The sequence below is a fragment of the Neobittarella massiliensis (ex Bilen et al. 2018) genome, assembly GCF_014269355.1.
Classification (GTDB): Bacteria; Bacillota; Clostridia; order Oscillospirales; family Ruminococcaceae; genus Neobittarella; species Neobittarella massiliensis.
In genome coordinates this window covers 401,492-420,585 of sequence record NZ_JACOGI010000002.1, presented here as the reverse complement: position 1 = coordinate 420,585, position 19,094 = coordinate 401,492, and the positions used below count along the sequence as shown (strand labels likewise).

General features: G+C 60.2%; 18 protein-coding genes. 11 read left to right on the top strand and 7 right to left on the bottom strand.

The genetic code is table 11. The features are described from left to right. Positions 1-187 precede the first annotated feature (187 nt). Positions 188-874 (bottom strand): phosphoribosylanthranilate isomerase, encoded by a 687-nt coding sequence (locus H8K20_RS11040; RefSeq protein ID WP_105205360.1) that lies wholly within the window; start codon positions 872-874, stop codon positions 188-190. 381 nt (positions 875-1,255) lie between these two features. Here H8K20_RS11040 and H8K20_RS11035 point away from each other — a divergent pair, with 381 nt between their 5' ends. After that, the gene (locus H8K20_RS11035; RefSeq protein WP_105205361.1) at positions 1,256-1,693 is read left to right on the top strand and encodes an NfeD family protein; all 438 of its coding nucleotides are present in this window, start codon (positions 1,256-1,258) and stop codon (positions 1,691-1,693) included. A 149-nt stretch (positions 1,694-1,842) separates the two neighbouring features. After that, on the top strand, positions 1,843-2,748 hold the full coding sequence (locus H8K20_RS11030; protein WP_105205457.1) for an SPFH domain-containing protein: 906 nt from the start codon (positions 1,843-1,845) through the stop codon (positions 2,746-2,748). Positions 2,749-2,899: 151 nt separating this feature from the next. Here H8K20_RS11030 and H8K20_RS11025 read toward each other — a convergent pair whose 3' ends face one another. Then, entirely contained in the window at positions 2,900-3,457 is a 558-nt protein-coding gene (locus tag H8K20_RS11025) for a TetR family transcriptional regulator (RefSeq protein WP_186488441.1), read from the bottom strand. 163 nt (positions 3,458-3,620) lie between these two features. On the opposite strand from H8K20_RS11025, the gene H8K20_RS11020 reads away from it, so the two are divergent. Continuing rightward, positions 3,621-4,130 carry a flavodoxin gene (locus H8K20_RS11020; RefSeq protein ID WP_186488440.1) on the top strand — a complete coding sequence of 170 codons (510 nt, stop codon included), beginning with the start codon at positions 3,621-3,623 and terminating at the stop codon, positions 4,128-4,130. A 701-nt stretch (positions 4,131-4,831) separates the two neighbouring features. Continuing rightward, entirely contained in the window at positions 4,832-5,197 is a 366-nt protein-coding gene (locus tag H8K20_RS11015; protein WP_186488439.1) for a DUF4440 domain-containing protein, read from the top strand. Positions 5,198-6,017: 820 nt separating this feature from the next. Here the strand turns inward: H8K20_RS11015 and H8K20_RS11010 are convergent. Then, the gene (locus tag H8K20_RS11010) at positions 6,018-6,311 is read right to left on the bottom strand and encodes a hypothetical protein (protein WP_186488438.1); all 294 of its coding nucleotides are present in this window, start codon (positions 6,309-6,311) and stop codon (positions 6,018-6,020) included. 131 nt (positions 6,312-6,442) lie between these two features. On the opposite strand from H8K20_RS11010, the gene H8K20_RS11005 reads away from it, so the two are divergent. Then, complete coding sequence (locus H8K20_RS11005; protein ID WP_186488437.1) at positions 6,443-7,348, top strand: N-acetylneuraminate synthase family protein; 906 nt, start codon at positions 6,443-6,445, stop codon at positions 7,346-7,348. Between the two features lie 329 nt (positions 7,349-7,677). On the opposite strand, the gene H8K20_RS11000 is transcribed toward H8K20_RS11005, so the two are convergent. Together H8K20_RS11000 and H8K20_RS10995 are read right to left on the bottom strand one after the other, a co-directional pair. Continuing rightward, positions 7,678-8,685, bottom strand: a complete 1,008-nt coding sequence (locus tag H8K20_RS11000) for a LacI family DNA-binding transcriptional regulator (protein WP_105205368.1) — start codon at positions 8,683-8,685, stop codon at positions 7,678-7,680. Between the two features lie 137 nt (positions 8,686-8,822). Next, a complete protein-coding gene (locus H8K20_RS10995; protein ID WP_186488436.1) occupies positions 8,823-9,701 on the bottom strand; it encodes a LysR family transcriptional regulator in 879 nt (292 codons plus the stop codon). Between the two features lie 126 nt (positions 9,702-9,827). On the opposite strand from H8K20_RS10995, the gene H8K20_RS10990 reads away from it, so the two are divergent. Beyond that, positions 9,828-10,700 carry an EamA family transporter gene (locus H8K20_RS10990; protein ID WP_186488435.1) on the top strand — a complete coding sequence of 291 codons (873 nt, stop codon included), beginning with the start codon at positions 9,828-9,830 and terminating at the stop codon, positions 10,698-10,700. Between the two features lie 74 nt (positions 10,701-10,774). Here the strand turns inward: H8K20_RS10990 and H8K20_RS10985 are convergent, their stop codons facing one another. Both H8K20_RS10985 and H8K20_RS10980 read right to left on the bottom strand, forming a co-directional pair. Further along, positions 10,775-12,055 carry a M20 family metallopeptidase gene (locus H8K20_RS10985; RefSeq protein ID WP_186488434.1) on the bottom strand — a complete coding sequence of 427 codons (1,281 nt, stop codon included), beginning with the start codon at positions 12,053-12,055 and terminating at the stop codon, positions 10,775-10,777. A gap of 66 nt (positions 12,056-12,121) precedes the next feature. Beyond that, complete coding sequence (locus H8K20_RS10980; protein ID WP_186488433.1) at positions 12,122-12,871, bottom strand: glutamine amidotransferase; 750 nt, start codon at positions 12,869-12,871, stop codon at positions 12,122-12,124. Between the two features lie 340 nt (positions 12,872-13,211). Here H8K20_RS10980 and H8K20_RS10975 point away from each other — a divergent pair, with 340 nt between their 5' ends. The 5 genes from H8K20_RS10975 (at position 13,212) to H8K20_RS10955 (ending at position 19,091) form a co-directional block, all read left to right on the top strand. Next, positions 13,212-14,669, top strand: a complete 1,458-nt coding sequence (locus H8K20_RS10975; RefSeq protein WP_186488432.1) for an aminoacyl-histidine dipeptidase — start codon at positions 13,212-13,214, stop codon at positions 14,667-14,669. A gap of 283 nt (positions 14,670-14,952) precedes the next feature. After that, positions 14,953-15,786, top strand: coding sequence for a transporter substrate-binding domain-containing protein (locus H8K20_RS10970; protein ID WP_186488431.1), 834 nt, complete (start codon positions 14,953-14,955; stop codon positions 15,784-15,786). Positions 15,787-15,830: 44 nt separating this feature from the next. Next, positions 15,831-16,577 carry an amino acid ABC transporter permease gene (locus tag H8K20_RS10965; RefSeq protein WP_186488430.1) on the top strand — a complete coding sequence of 249 codons (747 nt, stop codon included), beginning with the start codon at positions 15,831-15,833 and terminating at the stop codon, positions 16,575-16,577. A gap of 52 nt (positions 16,578-16,629) precedes the next feature. After that, on the top strand, positions 16,630-17,418 hold the full coding sequence (locus H8K20_RS10960) for an amino acid ABC transporter ATP-binding protein (protein ID WP_207721552.1): 789 nt from the start codon (positions 16,630-16,632) through the stop codon (positions 17,416-17,418). Between the two features lie 278 nt (positions 17,419-17,696). Continuing rightward, positions 17,697-19,091 (top strand): MATE family efflux transporter, encoded by a 1,395-nt coding sequence (locus H8K20_RS10955; protein WP_186488429.1) that lies wholly within the window; start codon positions 17,697-17,699, stop codon positions 19,089-19,091. Positions 19,092-19,094: the final 3 nt, after the last annotated feature.

Here is a 19,094-nt window from a genome sequence, read left to right as displayed (position 1 = left end):
TCCCCACTCTCCCTGTCTGTGATCCGCGGCTAATGGCCCAGCCTGTTTTTTGAGCCGCAAAGCCCCGCGTGCAGGGTATATTTTCTCTTATTTTAGCACATTCTCCCTATAGCCGCCAGCACCCGGCGCCGCCGCACAAAAAAAGAGCGGGCCGCATGGCCCGCTCTCATAAAAGGTCTGTCTGCTGTTAAATGCCCAGCTCTTTGGCGGTGGCGTGTGCCCGCTCGCAGAACAGGCGCACCTTCTCGATGTCTTTCTCGCCCAGGTTGGTGCCGTTTTTATTGGTCTTGGTCAGCGAGTCCACACCGTAGGGGCGAACGGCCTTGATGGCGTCGGCCACGTTGTCCGGCCCTAAGCCGCCGGCAATGATGACCGGGCAGCTGGCCCCGTCCACGATCGCCTTGTCCCAGGCCCAGTCGTGGGTCACACCGGCCGCGCCGGTACCGATCACACCGGTCAGCACCGAGTCGAGGATCAGCAGGTCGCAGAATTTCGAGAAGGCGATCGCCTTGTCGATGGCCTCCGGGCCGGTCATGGGCACTGCCTGCATGATCTTCATGCCGGGGTATTTGGCTTTCAGCTCCGCTACCAGCTCGGGGGTGGCGTCGTCCTCAGCACCCGAGATGTGCAGAATGTCCGGGTGCAGCGTCTCGATGATCTTGGTGCGCTCTTCCTCGGTGTCGTCGATGGTCAGGGCCACTTTGGTGGCCTTGTCGCCGACTGCGTCAAAAATAGCTTTGCTCTCGGCCAGAGCCTCGTCAAAAGTTTTGCCGGAATTCTTGGCGGTGGGGTTCACACCGATATTGGTGGCGCCGACCTCGATGCAGGCCAGAGCCTCGTCAACAGTTTTCAGAGAGTAGATCTGAGTGATCATAAATAAGAACCTCCTTAGTTTGGGTGGGCATTTGCTCGTATGCCCATATTCTAACACAGCCGATACCGCCGGCGCAATCGATTTTGTGCCGAAAAAATGGCGGTAAAACCGCTATTATCCACCACAATTACACCCCAGCAGTGGATTTGTGCACAAATCCGCCATCAATCAGCATATCCGCACAGTATTGGGCCGTATTTTTCCCTGCTCTTTTGGCAGGACACACAGCCACGCGCCAAACAGCGGGGATTTTCGTTGCATTTTATATGCCGCTATGCTACATTGTAGGTGTAAACAGGCAGCGGCCCACAGCCGGCCGCCGCCGAGTTGGGACATACTGCTGCCGCAGTCTGTCAGCCCGCGAGAAAGAGGGTCTTCAAGATGAACTATTACGCTATCGGTTGGCTGGCCGCCATCGTGGTCTTCGCCCTGCTCGAGGCCGCCTCTCCCGCGCTGGTCTCTATCTGGTTTGCCGCCGGGGCGGTGGGCGCGCTGCTCACCTCCCTGTTCAGCAGTCTGTTCTGGGTCCAGCTGCTGGTGTTCTTTGCGCTCAGCGGCATCCTGCTGGCCGCCACCCGCCCGCTGTGCCGCAGGTATATGAAGGGCCGCAGCCAGCCCACCAACGCCGACATGCTCATCGGCCAAACCGCCACCGTGACCGAGGATATCTCCAACGTCAAAGCGGCCGGCCGGGTCTACCTCTCGGGGCAGAGCTGGGCCGCCCGCAGCCTCGACGGCAGCGACATCCCCAAAAGCACGCTGGTGCGGGTCGATCATATCGAGGGGGTCAAGCTGCTGGTATCCCCTGTCCAAAAATAGCCCACTGCTAAGCCCGCCCCTACAGCCAGTAACTTGTAATTTGTAATAAGGTATCCTCTATCCTCCGGCGCCGGCCGCGCCTATTTTCGCACCCACCGGGCGCTAGCGCCCGCCATCATAATACGATCGAGGAGGTCGTCTCTATGCCTATGTTGTGGTTATACATCCTGCTGGCGCTCATCGCGCTGGTGCTCATCGTGCTCGTCGCCAACATCCGGGTGGTGCCGCAAGCCCACAGCTACGTGGTGGAGCGCATCGGCACCTACTACCAGACCTGGCAGACCGGTCTGCACTTCAAGATCCCCTTCATCGACCGGGTGGCCAAAAAAGTCTCCCTCAAAGAGACGGTGGTCGACTTTGCCCCCCAGGCAGTCATCACCAAAGACAACGTCACCATGCAGATCGACACGGTGGTCTTTTTCCAGATCACCGATCCCAAACTCTTCACCTACGGGGTCAACAATCCCCTGTCCGCCATCGAGTTCCTCACCGCCACCACCCTGCGCAACATCATCGGCGACTTAGAGCTGGATAATACGCTCACCTCCCGCGACGTCATCAACAACCGCATCACCGCCATCCTCGACGAGGCCACCGACAAATGGGGCATCAAGGTCAACCGGGTGGAGGTCAAAAACATCGTCCCCCCCAAAGAGATCCAGGACGCTATGGAGCGCCAGATGAAAGCCGAGCGCCTGCGCCGCGAGTCCATCTTAAAGGCCGAAGGCGAAAAACGCAGCCAGATCCTGGTGGCCGAAGGCGAAAAAGAGTCGGCCATCCTGCGCGCCGAAGCCGTCAAAGAGCAGAAGATCCGCGAGGCGCAGGGCGAGGCGGAGGCCATCGTCATGGTGCAAAAGGCCTACGCCGACAGCCTCAAGCTGCTCAACGAGGCCGATCCCAACGAAAAGGTGGTGGCCCTCAAGGGGCTGGAGGCCTTTGCCAAAGCCGCCGATGGCCGCGCCACCAAGATCATCATCCCCTCCGAGATCCAGTCGCTGGCCGGTCTGGCCACCTCGGTCAAAGAGCTCTTTGCCGACACCGATATCCAGCCTTAACCCCCCCCCGGCCAAAAGGCCCGCCACACCGTGTGGCGGGCCTTTTTATGTCGCCCGTCAACATATCTTTTCGCCAGTAGAGACCGCGCTTGCGCTGCTGTACCGCCGACACATTTTTCCCTCTATCCTGTCTACACCACCCACACGGTCTTCATCTGCACGATCTTAAAAAGGCAGCGCTGCCCCCTGCATAGCACGCATGTATCAAAGTAAGCAATTTATCTGCCGGTAGGTCCTTTCCGCGACGTAGCCAAACACGAAAAAGAGCCAGAGAGGTGGAGAGGTGAAACTCGATCAGGTAAGGCATCAGATGTTCGGCCGCGGGAAAAGTATTTTGCAATCCGGAAAGGGGCAGCTCCTCTTGGAGGCGAGCAATAAAATGCACACTCCCGTAATCGCCCAATACAGCTCTTAAAAATATCTCGTTGTCTGCAAAAAACGCGCGCAATAGATCCAGGTCGGGGGTAAACAGCGCACCGCTTTCCACTTCCCACGACTTTTTCATTAGGGTCAACAAGCTATCTTCCACATAATCTAGCAGATCATAGATATCATCAAAATACTGATAAAAAGTACTTCTATTATAGCCGGCAAGAGCCGTGATCTCTTTCACCGTAATTTTATCGATAGATTTTTGCGCATATAAAGTACAAAAAGAAGTGGCAGACGCCTCTCTTGTCTTGGCAGTGATCTCGGGTTGCTTATTCACGCTGCTTCTTCTCCTTAGGGCCCAACACTGAGGGCAAAGATTGTCGGTTGATAAGTGATCTGTAAGCTACTATGCTTATCATACAACACATCGTTGTATGCCGTATGATCAGTCACAAATTTTCTGTAAACAAAAAACAATTTTTGCGAAGGGACGTCACCGCATGAAAGCAATGATCATCTATTACTCCCGCTCCGGAAACACAGAAAAGATCGCATTACAGGCTCAAAAGGATCTGCAATGTGAAGCTTTGAAGATCATTCCAGAAAAAGCATATGGAAATTATATCACTTCTTGCCTGCGGGTCACCAAAGAAAGAAAAGCACGTGTTGCACCGGCTTTTCAAACGCCCATTCCCAATTTGCAGAACTGTGATGTAGTTTTATTGGGGTATCCGGTATGGGCACAGGATCTACCGGGATTTGTAGCTGCATTCATTTCGCAGTGCAATTTAGAAGGTAAAACGGTGATACCATTTGCCACTTACGGGATGTCGGGTATCAATTGGACCCTAAAGCACCTGACACAGCTCTGCTTTGGTGCCGAGATCAAATACCCATTTGACAGCGGTACCTTCAAAAAGGGGAACTATCAAACGTGGATAGGTCAGGTCCGCCGCCTGCTCTATAACGAGCAGGAGACAGCTGTCTCATCTGTGTCCGGCGCAGAATAGGCATCCATGGCAGGTGCCCGTCCAAAACACAGTCGCCAATAATAGTAAAACAGCACAACAACACAACAGCACAGCAGTACAGCCAAGGTCTGGATATGTGCTGGTGCTGATGTTGGTATTGGTGTAGATGTAGGTGCTGATGTTGGTGTTCGTTTTGCGGTGGTGCCGGCTTTTGCGCCATTTTCATTTTTGTGTAAAATACTTGCCCGTGTAGCAGATACAGGCCGGCAGCAGCAAACATATCGCCAGCTGCAAATAGGCTCCGTCCGTTTTTAAATAAGCCGGTCTCACCTCATCACGATCGCCACATCTCACATGTATCGGGGTACTGTTTTTCTACACGCGGCACGCGCCCCAAGAGGTCCCGCCCCGGCAGATCGTTCGCTCGTGGCGCTCACCTCCGCCTGTTTTTTGTAATATCCGCTACAGCCAGGTTCCCATCACCCGCCTGCGCTCTGTCGTTTTCCATCCCCCATCAGGTGCCCCTACTCCTTACCTCAAATGCCGGGCCTTTCTTCCGCTTCATTTGCAGCTGCGCGGTAAGTCCGCCATCCAGCACAGCGGCCAGCCACCCAGCGGCACCCACAGTCCGGGTACTGCCTAAGTAGTCCTGTTTGACAACTCTCCCCCGCCCACGTTAGACTATATAAAAAAGCAGCGCCTCAGCGCCGCCAAGGGTTAAAAACCCAGTCAGGAGAAATATGGAAGAGCAAGTCATTTCGCTGGAACACGCTCTGTGGGAGGCAGTTCTGCACCAGAACACAGCTGCTTTTCAGGAACTCGTCTTTCCGTCTGCGGTCATGATCTGCGGCGGCTGCCGCTGTCTGGGCAGCGAATACGCCGGTATCATTGCCGACTTTTTTATCAGCAGCTACACCATCACCCACATGGAGGTCATCTACGCCCGCCCCGACCAGGTCATGCTGCACTACGTCCTCCAGACCGAGGTGGCGGACAGCCGCGACCGGGACCTGGCCGGCACTTTTCATGTGGCATCCGTCTGGGGCCGCCACGGCGACAGCTTTAAGCTGCTCTTCAATATGGATTCCAAGATCGTCCAGCCCTAGCTGTCACCCCAGCCCACCTCATCTTCTTCGCCAGCAACAATGCCCCGCAGTCTAAACCCGCTCGCACCACCAAGCTCCAACCAGCAGTGCCTAGCACGGCCCCTCACTCATAAAAAGCCACCTCATGCGCTCCAGGGCAACGAATGGTACAGATACGCTTTCCTGCCGTCCCACTGCCCCACCGCCCAGCTGTCCTGCCGCCTATCTGTCCAACCGTACCCGCCGCAGTGGTGGCCGCTCCCCGCCCTGCCGGCAGTTTTTCCGCCCAACAAAAAACAGCCCGATGCCACACTATCCCCCGGTCTGCGCCGCCCGCACCGCGCCCCACCAGGCAGTGTTACCGGTCCGATCGCCGCCGGCAAACAGCGCTCTTCCCTCCGTCTGCAGGCGCCACACGGCCCGGCAGATACCACTATATCGCCGCACTGTGCGACTACCTGCGCCATATACTGCGGTCTCCACCATACACGGGCCCGCTTTTTACATGAATGTATCACGGCAACACACCAACACTCGCCAGCTCTCCTTTTAAATGGGGGCCGCCGTCGGGCGATCAGCATCCCCCTGTGCAAACCCATACCTTCCTATTCCCCGCGCTAAAACAGCTGTTGTCTCCAGATCCCCCGCTCTTCCTGGGCCCCGTGCATCCAGCGGATCTGCCAAGATCATCTCCCCGCTGTCTGTGCATGCACCGGCTCTCCCATTACACAACACTCACTTACACATCATCTGTTTGTACCTTCGGCTCTCCCCGTCAGCGCCGGCATTACTATGTAATACTATTTGTATATTATCTTTATTTCTATACATATCTTTCTGCTCAGTCCCCGTCTTCGCTGTAACCAAATCTTGTCTGCTGCTCCACTCTAAAACCATACTCTGCACTGCTCCGCTCACCGCCTGCCGCCAGATGGCTTTTAATAAATTTCTGCAACGCGCACCTCTTTGCGGTGTCCACCCTGCTGTCCGGCTCGGCCATCGTTGCGGCATAGAACAGATAGTATCTGCGGCTGACCGGGCGACCGGCGCCGCAGGCAGTGATCTTCCTCCTCATCCTCATTCCCATTCCTATCCACATCTCCAGTTCCATCCTCAAACCCAGTATTTCTCTCACTCGCTCTCTCCACAGCCATTTCCGATATATACAATATGTATATTTCATATTGATTTATACACTTAGAAAACCCGTATATCCCGTGCCGCATCTCATTTCGATCCCCGCCCACCACAAAGGAGGTCCTCCCCATGAAGTCCACTGTACTCATCGCCGATCTGCAAGACCGCTATCACAGCGCCGCGCAGGCGCAGGAATTTATCCGTCTGGCCGCCCGGTGCGGGGCCACTGCCGCCAGCCTGCGGTTCTGCACGCAGCAACAGGCACCCAGCCCCATCGGTGCGCCGCACATCGCCGCCCTTGGCGAAGAGGCCGAGCGCGCCGGGGTGCTGTTGCTCCCCACCCCGTGGGATCTCACCGCTCTCTCGCAGCTCTGCCAGCTGTCAGTACCGCTCCTGCACCTGCCCGGCCATCTGCTGGCCGATCCCCAGGCCCTTGAGCTGGCCGCCGCCACCGGCCGGCCCATCATCGCCATGGCCGGCCTGTGCACCATGCCCGAGCTCAAGGCTGCCGCCAGCTACCTCAAGCAGCTGCAGGCCGGCCCGCTCACCGTGTTGCAGTCGGGCAGTCAGGGCGAAGTGCCGGCCGACCGTGCCAACCTGCGGGCTATGGTCCTTTTAAAGGGCTCTCTGCAGTGCTCGGTGGGCTACGCCGATCACACCCGCAGCATCGAAGCCGCCATCGCCGCCGTGGCCATCGGGGCCGAGGTGGTGCAAAAGCCGGTCCACCTCGACAGCCCGCTCCCCCACACGCTGTCGATGGAGGAGTTCGCCGGTCTGGCCGCCGCCATCCGTCGGCTGGGCGGTGCGCTGGGCACCGGCCGGCGCGACCTGATCGAGCAAGACCTGATCGAGCGCAGCCGCACCTATACCGGTCTGGCCGCCGCCCGGCCCATTGCCGCCGGCCAAACCGTCACCGCCGATGACCTCTGCGTAGCTGCCGGCGGCGGTCTCTCGCCTCTTTTGGCTGCCGCCTTCATCAGCGCGCCCGCCCCGCGCGATTACGCTCCCGGCGATCCCATAGATCTCATCTCTTAGTAACGTCACCGGTCGCGATATTCTTTTCGTACCGTGCCCCTGCCGTATCTCCAGTTGCGACAAATAGGCCGCCCACATATGCGGTAACGAGTCGGCCCCTCATATCCCCGATCATGCCGCCTGCCGCCACCGCGTCAGCACGCCGGTACACATTTTTATATACCATCTCTTTCGTGCGATATATCATTCATTTGTCACCGTTTTTTCCCCACTCATAGCATAAAAAAGACGCCTTTGACTGCTCGTCAAAGGCGTTTTTTTTCTATTTTATCCGCTGTTTTTACAATTTGTTCACATCTTCTGCCGACCATGTCGGCCGCCCTCAGGCGCTACCGCAGCTCTTTTACCGACTGCTGCTCCACCAGCTCCACCGGCAGCACCCGCTCCTCGCCCAAATACTGCTGGCCGCTCTCCATCTTCTGTATCAGCAGCTCGCCGGCCAACTGCCCCATCTCGTAGGTGGGGCGGGCCACATAGGTGATCTTGGGGGTGGCAAAATGCATGAAGTCGTGCTCGTCAAATCCCACCAGCGACAGCTCCTCCCCCACCTGCACCCCGGCCTCGGCCAGGGCCGTATAGCAGCCCTTACAGATGAGGTTGTTGCTGCACAAGATCGCCGTCACCCCGGTCTGCTCCCGCTCCTGCAGCAGCTGACGGGCGGCGCGCTCGCCGTTTTGCTCAAACCAGTCGCCGTGCAGCACCAGCCGCTCATCTACCGGCAGTTCATGCGCGCGCATACAGCTGGTAAAGCCCTCCATGCGCCCATAGCCGTTGCAGTACTTCATAGGGCCCGAGATGTAGGCGATACGCCGGTGCCCCCTCTCTATCAGGTGCCGGCAGGCTGCGTACATGCCGCCCCGGTTGTCGATGATCACGTTGTCAAAGCGGCTGCTGTCTATCTGCCGGTCCACAAACACCACCGGCTTGCGGCGGTCGCTGTACACCGCACCGTCGGTGGCGGTCACGGCGATGATGCCGTCCACCAGCGGGCTGACCACCGTCTTTACCAGCTCTTCCTCGGTGGCCGCCTCGTCGCCGGTCGAAAACATGCACACGTTATAGCCCTTCTGGCGGCAGACCATGTCCACCCCGTGGATGATAGCCGAGTAAAATGGGTTTCGTATCTCGGGGATGATGACCCCCACCATATTGGTCTTTTTGCGCACTACCGACACCGCCGCCGCGCTGGGCACATAGCCGTATTCGTCGATGATCTTCTGCACCTTTTCCCGCGTCTTCTGGCTCACCCGGTCCTTGCCGTTGAGCACCCGCGACACGGTGGAGATAGCCACTCCCGCCTTTTGCGAGATGTCTTTGATGGTGATCTGCTCTTTCATACTGCGCTCCTGCCGGGGCCCCGGCCCCTCTGTATTGCCCGCCTCGCGGCCGGCAGTCGTCAGGTCCTATTATAGACGGTAACGCCGCCGGGTGCAAATATCTTATATCGGCAGCACGCCCGCTCAAAGGTCCGGCTCTACCGGATATCGGGCCGGTACTGCAGGTACTCTAAAAAACGCCGCACCGCCAGCGGGGCCGTCTTACGGCTGCGCAGCGCCAGTCCGATCTCGCGGTAAGCCGGCACCTGCAAACGCTTGATCGCGATGTGGTAAGGCACTCGCTGTAAGATCAGCCGGGGCAAAATGCTGATGCCCAGCCCGCTCTCCACCATCGACATGATCGCGTAGTCATCCCAGGTGGTAAAGTGGATGTTGGGCGTCAGGTGACAGCGCTCAAATATGCCGGCGATCTCCGCTCTGCCCCCTTTTTCCAGCAGCATAAATGGGCTGTCGCACAGAGCCCTCATCGGAAAGCAGTCGCACCCGGCCAGGGGATGATCCTCCGGCAGCACCGCCAACAGCTCGTCTCGCTGCAGCGGCACGGTCTCAAACTCCGGGCGGGTGGGCAGCCGCAAAAAGCCGCAGTCCACCCGCCCCTCGGCTATCCAGCCCTCGATCTCGGTGTAGTCGCCCAGCAGCAGCTCGTAGTCGATAGCCGGGTAATCCTGCTGAAAGCGGCTGATGATGCCCGGCAGCCAATGGGTGGCCACGCTGGAAAACGTGCCGATGCGGATGAGCCCGGTCTGCAGACCGTTTATCTCCTCTATCTGGCTCTGCAGCTGCTGGTGCGCGCGGCACACCTCGCGCGCGTAGGGCAGCAGCCGGGCCCCCTGTGCAGTCAGCTGCACCCCGGCGTGCCCCCGCTGTAACAGCGCCATGCCCCACTCTCTTTCCAGATCGCCGATCATGCGGCTGATGCCCGACTGGGAGTAGTGCAGCCGCTGGGCAGCGCTGGTAAAACTGCCGCATTCCACCGCCCCGATAAAGGCGCGGTATTTCTGCAAATTGGTGTCCATCGCGATTCTCCATCTGTTTTCCTCATATTATGTATGAGAAACATTCGCTTTTGTATGCTCTTCTTATATGATACGGTATCTGTATCCCATTTGCAACACATCTGCAACAAGAGAGGAGCACACACCGTGGTCAAAGCCTATCTAAAGTATTTTTCAGCGCTGCTGCTGTTCGGTCTCAACGGAGTGGTAGCCAGCTCTATCGACCTCCCCGGCACCCAGATCGCACTGCTGCGCACCCTGATCGGCAGCGTATTTCTGCTGGCTGTGTGGGGCTGTTCCGGCGCTCGGCTGCATCGCCCCGACAAAAGGCACCTGCTCTATCTGGCGGTGTCGGGGGCGGCTATGGGCGGCAGCTGGGTGCTGCTCTTTACCGCCTATGCGCAAGTCGGGGTGAGCATGGCCACCCTGCTCTACTACTGCGGCCCCGTGCTGGTCATGGCGCTTTCGCCGCTGCTGTTTGGCGAGCGCCTCACCCGGGCCAAGGTGGGCGGGCTGCTGGTGGTGCTGGCGGGCCTGGTGTGTACCGGTACTGGCGCACCGGGGCGCCTGGGCGCCGCCGGTCTGTTCTGTGGCGCCGGTGCCGCGGTACTGTACGCCGTCATGGTGGTCTTTGACAAAAAGGCCGCCAGCATCACCGGTCTGCCGGGCACCGCTGTACAGCTGGTCGCCGGCGCGCTCACTACCGCCCTCTTTCTGGGGGCGGGCCCGCCGCTGTCGCTGCCGGCGCTGGCGGCCGACCTCGTCCCGGTACTGCTGTTGGGGGTGGTGCACACCGGCCTGGGCTGCTACCTGTACTTTTCCGCTGTCCAGCTGCTGCCGGCGGCCTCGGTAGCCATCTGCGGCTATGTCGAGCCGCTGTCGGCACTGGTGTTCGCCGCCCTGTTTCTGCAGGAGCGCCTTTCTGCCCGCCAGCTGCTGGGCGCGGTGCTGATGCTCGGCGGGGCGGTGGCCGGGGCCCGTTCGGGTGCCCGCCGTACCGGGCCCCGCCGGCGGGTCTGAGGGCCTGCCCCATCACCCGCCGCACACAAAAAAGGGAGGGGCCGCCATCGGCTCCTCCCTCCTGTCTTTTTATGCTAGCTGCACCAGCCCAAGATGATCTGCGCGTACAGCAAGATCGCGTCGTACCACTCGTCCAGCGGCACGTACTCGTTGGGGCAGTGGGCCACCGAGTCGTCGCCCGGTCCCACGATCAGGGTGGGCATGCCCAAGATGTTTTTGTATATCCGGGCGTCGCAGCCGGAGCTGCTGACGATGAACTGCCCACCGTAGCCGGGCAGCACCTGCTCCATCGCCGTCTTTACCGCCTGGGGGAACGGCTCGCACACATCCTGCTCAAAACCCTGTCCCTGCTGGTACACGGTGACTTTGGGCTGGTGCTCGCGCAGCCAGCTGTCCCCCTGGGCACGGGTGGCGATGCACTGCTCTACCTGGCGGATGACCTCGGCGTGGGTCATCATGCCGGGAATGTAGTGCAGACAGAGGCTAAAGGAGCAGTAATCGGGCACCGTCGAACCGGCCGTTCCGCCCTCGATCACGCCGATATTCAGGCTGGGCGAAGGCAGGTGCGGGTGGCGGTAGCGCATGAGCCAGTCGTTCTCCAGCTCGTGCAGCGCCTCTACCAGCTTCCACGCTTTTTCAATGGCGTTGACCCCCAGCCATTTCTGGGCCGAGTGCAGGCTCTTGCCGGTCACTTCAACCTTAAAGAACACAAAGCCCATATGCGCCCAGATCGCGTTGTTGCCGGTGGCCTCACAGATCACGCAGGCGTCGGCCCGGTGCCCCTTGATGGCGGCGTTGATACTGCCGTTACCGCCACCCTCCTCGTCGCTGACACAGTGCAGCTGCACCTGCCCGGGGATCTCGATACCGCTGTCCTGCAGCAGCTTCACTGCCGCCACCGCCGCCGCGATTCCGCCCTTGTCGTCGCCCGAGCCGCGGCCGTACAGCTTGCCGTCCCTCACCACCGGGTCGAACGGGTCGCTCTCCCAAAACGAAAGCTCGCCCACCGGCATCACGTCCATGTGCGCATTAAAGGCGATGGAGCGCTTGCCCGGCTCACTTTTGCCAAAAGTGGCATACACGTTGTAGCGGTCGTCGTAGTTGTGGCCGGCGTTGCCGTCGTTATAGGTGCAAATGGCTCTCTGTACGCTGTCCTCGTCCAGCGGCTCCAGCTGCACCTGGGCGCCCATGCCGCGCACCACCTGCTCGTACACCTCCAGGCCTGCTCTCTCCTTGCCGCCCAGTATACCGTGGCCGATGCACTGCGTGTCGCAGCGCACCAGCTGCTTTAAAATATCCAGGTATTCCTCTCTGTGCGCCGCCAAGGTCTGGCGCAATGTGTCTAGCTGGCTCATTGGCATGCTCCTCCTCACTCGCCGCCGCAAGCGGCGCTGTTTTGCCCCTCTATAGCCTGATATGGCCTATTTGTGCGCCGCCCAGGCGGTCATGTTGCGCCACATGGTCTTGTTGAAGTCCGACTCGCAAAACTCCACCGGCATCCAGTGGGGGGCACAGTCGCTGGCCCAGGTGAACACCCGGCCCTCGCCGCACTCCCAGCAGGCCAGCATGGGGTCTCCCTGGTAGTCGATGAGCACCTGCGCCTGCGGTTTGGGGATCAGCTTGTTGTAGCCCAGCAGATAGCTCGACTGGGCCGGCATGCCCCTGAGCAGCTCGCTCTTGTCGGCGTCGCAGTGCAGCATAATGCCTTCCGGGTGCTCCTGCCGGTCGTCGCCGGGCAGCAGCTCCACCGGTAAAATATCCTCGATGACTGTGCCTTTATATTTGCCTTTGCCCTCGATGCCCATAAAGGTCAGGTAGCCACCGATCATGGCAAAGCCGCCGCCCTGCCGCACGAACTCGGCGATCAGGTCCAGCCGGTTGGCGGTGCGCAGCGACCGCTGGAACGTCTTGGGGTTGAGCAGGAAGGTATTGGCCCCCACGTCGCTGATCATGATCACGTCGTACTGCTGCAGCTCCTCCAGCGTCTCGGGGAAGCTGTTGAGCGCCTCGTGCGCCGGCATATGCGTCACCTCAAAATCGTCGCCCAGCGCGTCGATGACCCGCTGGATCTCGGTCTCGTACCCGCCGATGGTAAACTGGTCAAAGCCCTTGGTCTCAATGGTGGTGATGAACCAGGACTCGCCCACAAACAGCACTTTCGTCTTAGCCATAGCAATTCTCCTTTTTGGTCGGCCAGGTTGTAAAAACGTTTTTACAACCTGGCTAAAAAAAATAGCACTTCCAATAACCCTACTATAAAAAGACCGGCCGCAAATGTCAACCTCCGGCGGCAAAAACCGGCAATCCCGCCAAAAGCAGCCGCCAAAAACTGCCCATCTGGCAAAACGCACAGCACAGCTGCACCGCGACACGCCCCTTTAAAGCGGTAAGACAGAATTGCCGCCGGGGCGTTGAAATTTCTACCTTTTTCGTGTACAATGGGAGCACAGACCGCCTCCCCCGACCGGGGCGGCGCCCAAAATTCATTTATAGATAAAGGACGGTGCCACTATGGAATATGTGATCAAGGGCTATGAGCCCGCCGACGCGCTGCGCTATTTCGAGGAGATCTCGGCCATCCCCCGCGGCTCGAAAAACGAGCAGGCCGTAGCCCAGTACGTGTACGACTTTGCCAAAGATCTGGGTCTCGAGGCCCGCATCGACACCACGTACTGGAACGTGGTGGTCAAAAAGCCCGCCTCCCCCGGCTGTGAGGACAAGCCGGCGGTCATGATCCAGGGCCACCTGGACATGGTCTGCGAAAAAAATGCCGGCACCGCGCACGACTTCGAAAAAGACCCGCTCGACCTGTACATCGAAGATGGTCTGCTCAAAGCCCGCGGCACCACCCTGGGCGCCGACAACGGCCAGGCAGTGGCCTACATGATGGCCCTGCTGGCCAGAAACGACCTGGTCCATCCCCCGCTGGAATGCGTGTTCACCTCCATGGAGGAGATCGGTCTGCTGGGCGCCCTGCAGGTCGACACCTCCGACCTGCACAGCAAGTATATGCTCAACGTCGACTGCGGCCCCGAAGGCACGGTATTTGTCTCCTGCGCCGGCGGCCTGCTGCAGGATATCAGCAAAAAGGTGCGCTGGGAAAAAGCCGGCGGCGACACCGTGTCGCTGCAGGTGCGCGGCCTGCTGGGCGGCCACTCGGCAGCGATGATCGACCACGAGATGGGCAACTCCATCAAGGTCATGGGCCGCATCCTGCACGGCATTCAAAAACAGATGGAGGTACACATCGTCTCCCTCTCCGGCGGCAGCAAGATGAACGCCATCCCCCGCGAGTCCGACGCGGTCATCACCGTGCCCGCCGGTCAGGGCGATAAGGCCATCGAGATCGCCAGCCACATCGCCGCCACCGCCAAAGCCGAGCTGGCCGCCAGCGACGGCGGGCTGTACCTGCAGTGCGAAAAGGCCGGTGCCACCGAGCGCCAGATGTCGCTGGCCGACAGCCGCCAGATCATCGAGTTCATCTTCCTGGTCAAAAACGGCGTGTACACCATGAGCATGGAGATGCCCGGCCTGGTGGTCTGCTCGTCCAACCTGGGCGTGGCTACCACCGACGACACCGGCGTACAGCTGACCGACTTTATCCGCTCCTCCGACCCCACCATCCGCGACCACCTCGACGACGAGATCCGCTCACTGGCCCAGCTGCTGGATATCGAGATCGCCCCGGCCGACCCCATGCCCGGCTGGAAGTACGAGGCCGAGTCCCCCCTGCGTCAGCTGTTCATGAAGCTGTACAAAGAGCAGACCGGCAAAGAGATGGTCGCCGTGGCTACCCACGGCGGGCTGGAGTGCGGCATCTTAAAAGACAAGATGCCCGACTTGGATATCATTGCCTTCGGCCCCACCGCCGACGGCGCCCACACTCCCGACGAATCGCTGGACCTGGCCAGCTTCGAGCGCACCTGGAACCTGATCCTGGCCACCTTAAAGGCGCTGGCCGAGCAGTAGCGCACCGCCGGTACCGGGCCGCCGCACCCGTTTAAAAAAGAGAGGGCTGCCCCGTGGGGCGGTCCTCTCTTTTTTTGCGGCCACATGCGGCGCGCGGAGACGGCCCTCCATTTAAAACCCCGTTAAGAAAGCGCCCCCGGCAATTAAAGCGCTGTTAAGGTTTGCCATAAAGCCTTGTTTTACTGCCACGGGGCGCTAAAATAGAGGCAATCCCGAGCAGATGGTCACCGCCGGGCACCCGGCTCGGCCGGCCTATCTGCCAGCTTTAAAGGAGGCACTTTTCGTGAAAAAGAAGATCCTGTCCGCTCTGCTGGCCGGGCTGTTTTTGCTCGGAGCGCTGGCCGGGTGCGGCGGTCAAAAAGATACCGGCAACCAAAAGGTGCTGCGGGTGGGTTTCGAGGGGATGACCGTCCCCACCAACTGGACCCAGGACAGCGGCGACCACGGCGCCGTGCCCATCACCGGCAGCGACCAGTATCTCTGCGGTTTTGAGGTGGCCTACATGAAAGCCGTCTGCGAAAGAGCCGGCTATCAGCTGCAGGCCTATAAATACGACTGGGACGGCCTGATGATGGCGGTCTCTACCGGCAAAGTAGACTGTGCCATCTCCATGATCTCCCCCACCGCCGAGCGGCAAAAAACAATGGATTTCACCAGCCCCTACTACCGCTCCGACTCGGTGGTCCTGGTCCAAAAAAGCGGCCCCTACGCCGGTGCCACCTCGCTGGAGGCGCTGTCGGGCGCCCGGGTCACCTCTATGCTCAACACGCTGTGGTACCGGCAGATCGACGCCATCCCCGGCGCCGACAAGCAGCCCGCCCTCGAGAGCGTACCGGCCATGCTGGTAGCGCTGCAGTCGGGCAAGGTAGACTGCCTGCTGATGGACCGCCCCACCGCCCAAGCCTCGGTCATCGCCAACCCCGACCTGACCATCGCCCCCCTGCGCGAAGAAGACCCCTTTGGCGCCTCCGACCAAGACGTGTCGGTGGCCATCGCTCTGCCCCGCGGTAGCGATCAGCTGCGCCGCCAGCTAAACGAGGCCATCGCCCAGATACCCCAGGATCAAGTGCAAAAAATGATGGACGACGCCTGCCGCGATCAGCCGCTCAACCGCTGACTGGCAGACCTGTCGCCGCGCGTTAAGGAGGCGCTTTCTCTCTCATGGACACACCGCAGACATTTTTCGGCTGGATCGCCCTGCTCTGGGACCAGTACGGTCTCATCTTTTTAAAAGGCGCCGGTATCGCCGTCTATCTGGCGGCTGCCGGTACCGCACTGGGCACGCTCATCGGCCTCCTGGCCGGGGTGGGTACCGCCGTCCCCATCGATGCCGATACCCCGCTGCCGCAAAAGGTACTGCTGCGGCTGGTGCGGGGCCTGGTGGCCCTCTACGTCTGGATCTTTCGCGGCACGCCCATGATGGTCCAGGCCATGGTCATCTTTTATGGGGCCTCGGCAGTTTTTAGCTGGGATCTGGACCCCTTGGCCGCCGGCCTGTTCATCGTCTCGGTCAACACCGGCGCCTATATGGCCGAAACGGTCCGCGGCGGCATCCAGGCCGTCGACCCCGGCCAGCTCGAAGGGGCGCAGGCCATCGGCATGTCCCACTTTCAGGCCATGCGGCTGGTCATCCTGCCGCAGGCGCTGCGGGCCATCATCCCCCAGATCGGCAACTATCTGGTCAGCAACATCAAAGATACCTCGGTGCTCAGCGTCATCACCGTGGGGGAGCTGTTCTACCTCGCCCGCTCCGCCGCCGGCACCTATCTGCGCTATTTCGAGGTGTTCTTCATCACCTGTCTCATCTATCTGGCTCTCACCACCGCAGCTACCCTGCTCTTGCGTCTCATCGAAAAAAAGCTGGCCGGCCCCCGGGCCTATGCGCTGGTAGAGGACCCCGGCGCTTAGCACCGTATGACCGCCACCCGCTAAGTACCTGGTCAAAAGGAGTGTTTTCACCATGGCTATCGCGCCGTTATCCGCCGCAGAACTACCCCTATCCTCCACCGACGCCGCCGATATCCTCCAGGTGCGGCACCTGAGCAAGCGTTTCGGCGCCCACATCGTGCTGCGGGATATCGACTTCTCCATCAGCCGGGGCGACGTCATCTGTATCATCGGCGCCTCCGGTTCAGGCAAGTCCACCCTGCTGCGCTGTATCGATCACCTCGAGCCCCCCACCGCCGGCAGTATTCTGTACCGCGGGCAGCCGGTGGGCGGCGAGCACTTTCAGGTCGACCGCTATCGCGCCAAGGTCGGCATGGTCTTTCAGAGCTTTAACCTGTTTGCCAACATGAATGTGCTCAAAAACTGCATGGCCGGCCCGGTGCACGTGTTGCACACCAGCCGCGAGCAGGCCCGCGCTCAAGCGCTCACATACTTAAAAAAGGTGGGCATGGCCGCCTACCAAAACGCCCGGCCCGACCAGCTCTCGGGCGGGCAAAAACAGCGGGTAGCCATCGCCCGGGCGCTCTGCATGCACCCCGACATCCTGCTGTTCGACGAGCCCACCAGCGCACTCGACCCGCAGATGGTCGGCGAGGTGCTGGCGGTGATGCGCCAGCTGGCCGCCGAAGGCATGACCATGGCGGTGGTCACCCACGAGATGCAGTTTGCCCGCGAGGTGTCCAGTCGGGTGCTGTTCATGCAAGACGGCATCATCGCCGAGGACGGCACCCCCCAGCAGATCTTCGAGCACCCCCAAAATCCCCATACCCGCACTTTTTTACAGCGGTTCGTCCACCGCTGAAGCAACTTCCCACGCCCCGGGTCCCACCTCCGTCCAAACGACGGAGGTGGGACCCTTTTTCTGTTATTTCTGTACGCCTGCTCTTTTAGATGGTGGCAACTGCACCGGTGGGCGAAAACTGGCCGTACAAATTGTGCGCCCCTCTGAAAAAGTGGGCAGCCGCCGGTTTACAGGGTGACAAAGCGCCGGGTTTGGTCTAACATAAAATGCAGAATAGCCGTCGATGCGGCGGGCGGTCCTCGCCTGCGCCGCCGATGGCGAGGAGGCAGATCTCTCTTATGAAACACGCCATACAGCCGCTTGCCGACCGCAGCTTTTACCGCTCGGTCTTCTCTATCGCCCTGCCTATCACCGTACTCAACCTGTTTTCATTCGGGGTGGGCTGCGTAGACAACGTCATGCTGGGCCAGCTGGGCGAGACGGCCATGGCCGCCGCCTCACTGGGCAATCAGGTATTTTCCATCATCACCAGCATGGCTTTCGGCACCACCATCGCCGCCGTCACGCTCATCTCCCAGTACTGGGGCAAACAGGATACCGCTTCCATCTCCAAGGTCATCGCCACCTGTCTGCGCTACACGGTGGCGGTGTGCGCGGTCGCGGCAGCGGTGGTGTTTTTGTTCCCCCAAACCATTATAGGCGTCTTCTCCGGCGACGCGGCGGTCATCGCCGCCGGCACCACCTACCTGCGCATCTATGCGCTCTCGTTCGTGCTGTATGCCGTCTCCATCACGCTCATCACCTCGCTGCGCGCCATCGAAAACGTCAAATTCCCCATGCTCATCAACGTGCTCTCCTACTCGGTGAACATCTGCCTCAACTACTGTCTCATCTTCGGCAAGCTGGGCTTTCCCCAGATGGGGGTCACCGGCGCAGCGGCGGGCACGCTGCTGGCGCGGGTGATAGAGCTGGTCGTCATCCTGCTCTACTTCACCTTTGCCGAGCGGCGCATAACCCTGCGCCTTCACGATCTGCTCCACTTCGACCGGCGGGTGGAACTGCCCTACGTCAAACAGATGCTGCCCACCACCGTCACCCAGGTGCTCTACGGGGTGGGCTGCACCATGTACCCGCTGGTGTTCGGCCGGCTGGATACCGGTGCCATGGCCGCCTACTCGGTGGCTTTTGCCGCCAATCAGCTGTTCACCTCGGCCATCTTCGGGCTGGTCAACGCCTCCTGCGTGCTCACCGGCAAAGCCATCGGCGAGGGAGATCGCCAGGCGGTCATGCGTAAGGGGCGCACCTTCAACTGGCTGTGCGTGGCCATCTCGCTGGTGTCGGCACTGGCGCTGTTTTTGTGCAAAGACCTGCTGCTGGGCCTCTACGCCATCGGCCCCGACACGCTGCACATCACCGACCAGTTCTTGGTGCTCTCGGCCATCACCATGCTGCCGGTGGGGATGGAGGGCATGTTCGCCGGCGGCAGCCTGCGCGGCGGCGGCGACGCCACCTTCAACATGATCTCCACCAACATCTGCCTGTGGCTGGTCGGCATCCCGCTGGTGTTCGTCGCCGGTTTCTGGCTCCACTGGCCCATGTGGGCGGTATTTCTGTGCACCAAGCTGTACTTTGTCATCAAGGCCATCTGCTGCCAGCTGCGCTTTAACTCCGGCAAGTGGATCAAAGACGTTACCAGCGCCAAAAAAGAGCAGCCGATAAGCAGCCGGGCCTGACTG

Coding starts and splice junctions, on each gene's coding strand:
- H8K20_RS10965 (WP_186488430.1), top strand. CDS start 15,831: ATGGACACACCGCAGACATTTTTCGGCTGGATCGCCCTGCTCTGGGAC.
- H8K20_RS10985 (WP_186488434.1), bottom strand. CDS start 12,055: ATGAGCCAGCTAGACACATTGCGCCAGACCTTGGCGGCGCACAGAGAG.
- H8K20_RS11030 (WP_105205457.1), top strand. CDS start 1,843: ATGTTGTGGTTATACATCCTGCTGGCGCTCATCGCGCTGGTGCTCATC.
- H8K20_RS11040 (WP_105205360.1), bottom strand. CDS start 874: ATGATCACTCAGATCTACTCTCTGAAAACTGTTGACGAGGCTCTGGCC.
- H8K20_RS11005 (WP_186488437.1), top strand. CDS start 6,443: ATGAAGTCCACTGTACTCATCGCCGATCTGCAAGACCGCTATCACAGC.
- H8K20_RS10975 (WP_186488432.1), top strand. CDS start 13,212: ATGGAATATGTGATCAAGGGCTATGAGCCCGCCGACGCGCTGCGCTAT.
- H8K20_RS10980 (WP_186488433.1), bottom strand. CDS start 12,871: ATGGCTAAGACGAAAGTGCTGTTTGTGGGCGAGTCCTGGTTCATCACC.
- H8K20_RS10955 (WP_186488429.1), top strand. CDS start 17,697: ATGAAACACGCCATACAGCCGCTTGCCGACCGCAGCTTTTACCGCTCG.
- H8K20_RS11015 (WP_186488439.1), top strand. CDS start 4,832: ATGGAAGAGCAAGTCATTTCGCTGGAACACGCTCTGTGGGAGGCAGTT.
- H8K20_RS11000 (WP_105205368.1), bottom strand. CDS start 8,685: ATGAAAGAGCAGATCACCATCAAAGACATCTCGCAAAAGGCGGGAGTG.
- H8K20_RS10995 (WP_186488436.1), bottom strand. CDS start 9,701: ATGGACACCAATTTGCAGAAATACCGCGCCTTTATCGGGGCGGTGGAA.
- H8K20_RS11020 (WP_186488440.1), top strand. CDS start 3,621: ATGAAAGCAATGATCATCTATTACTCCCGCTCCGGAAACACAGAAAAG.
- H8K20_RS10960 (WP_207721552.1), top strand. CDS start 16,630: ATGGCTATCGCGCCGTTATCCGCCGCAGAACTACCCCTATCCTCCACC.
- H8K20_RS11035 (WP_105205361.1), top strand. CDS start 1,256: ATGAACTATTACGCTATCGGTTGGCTGGCCGCCATCGTGGTCTTCGCC.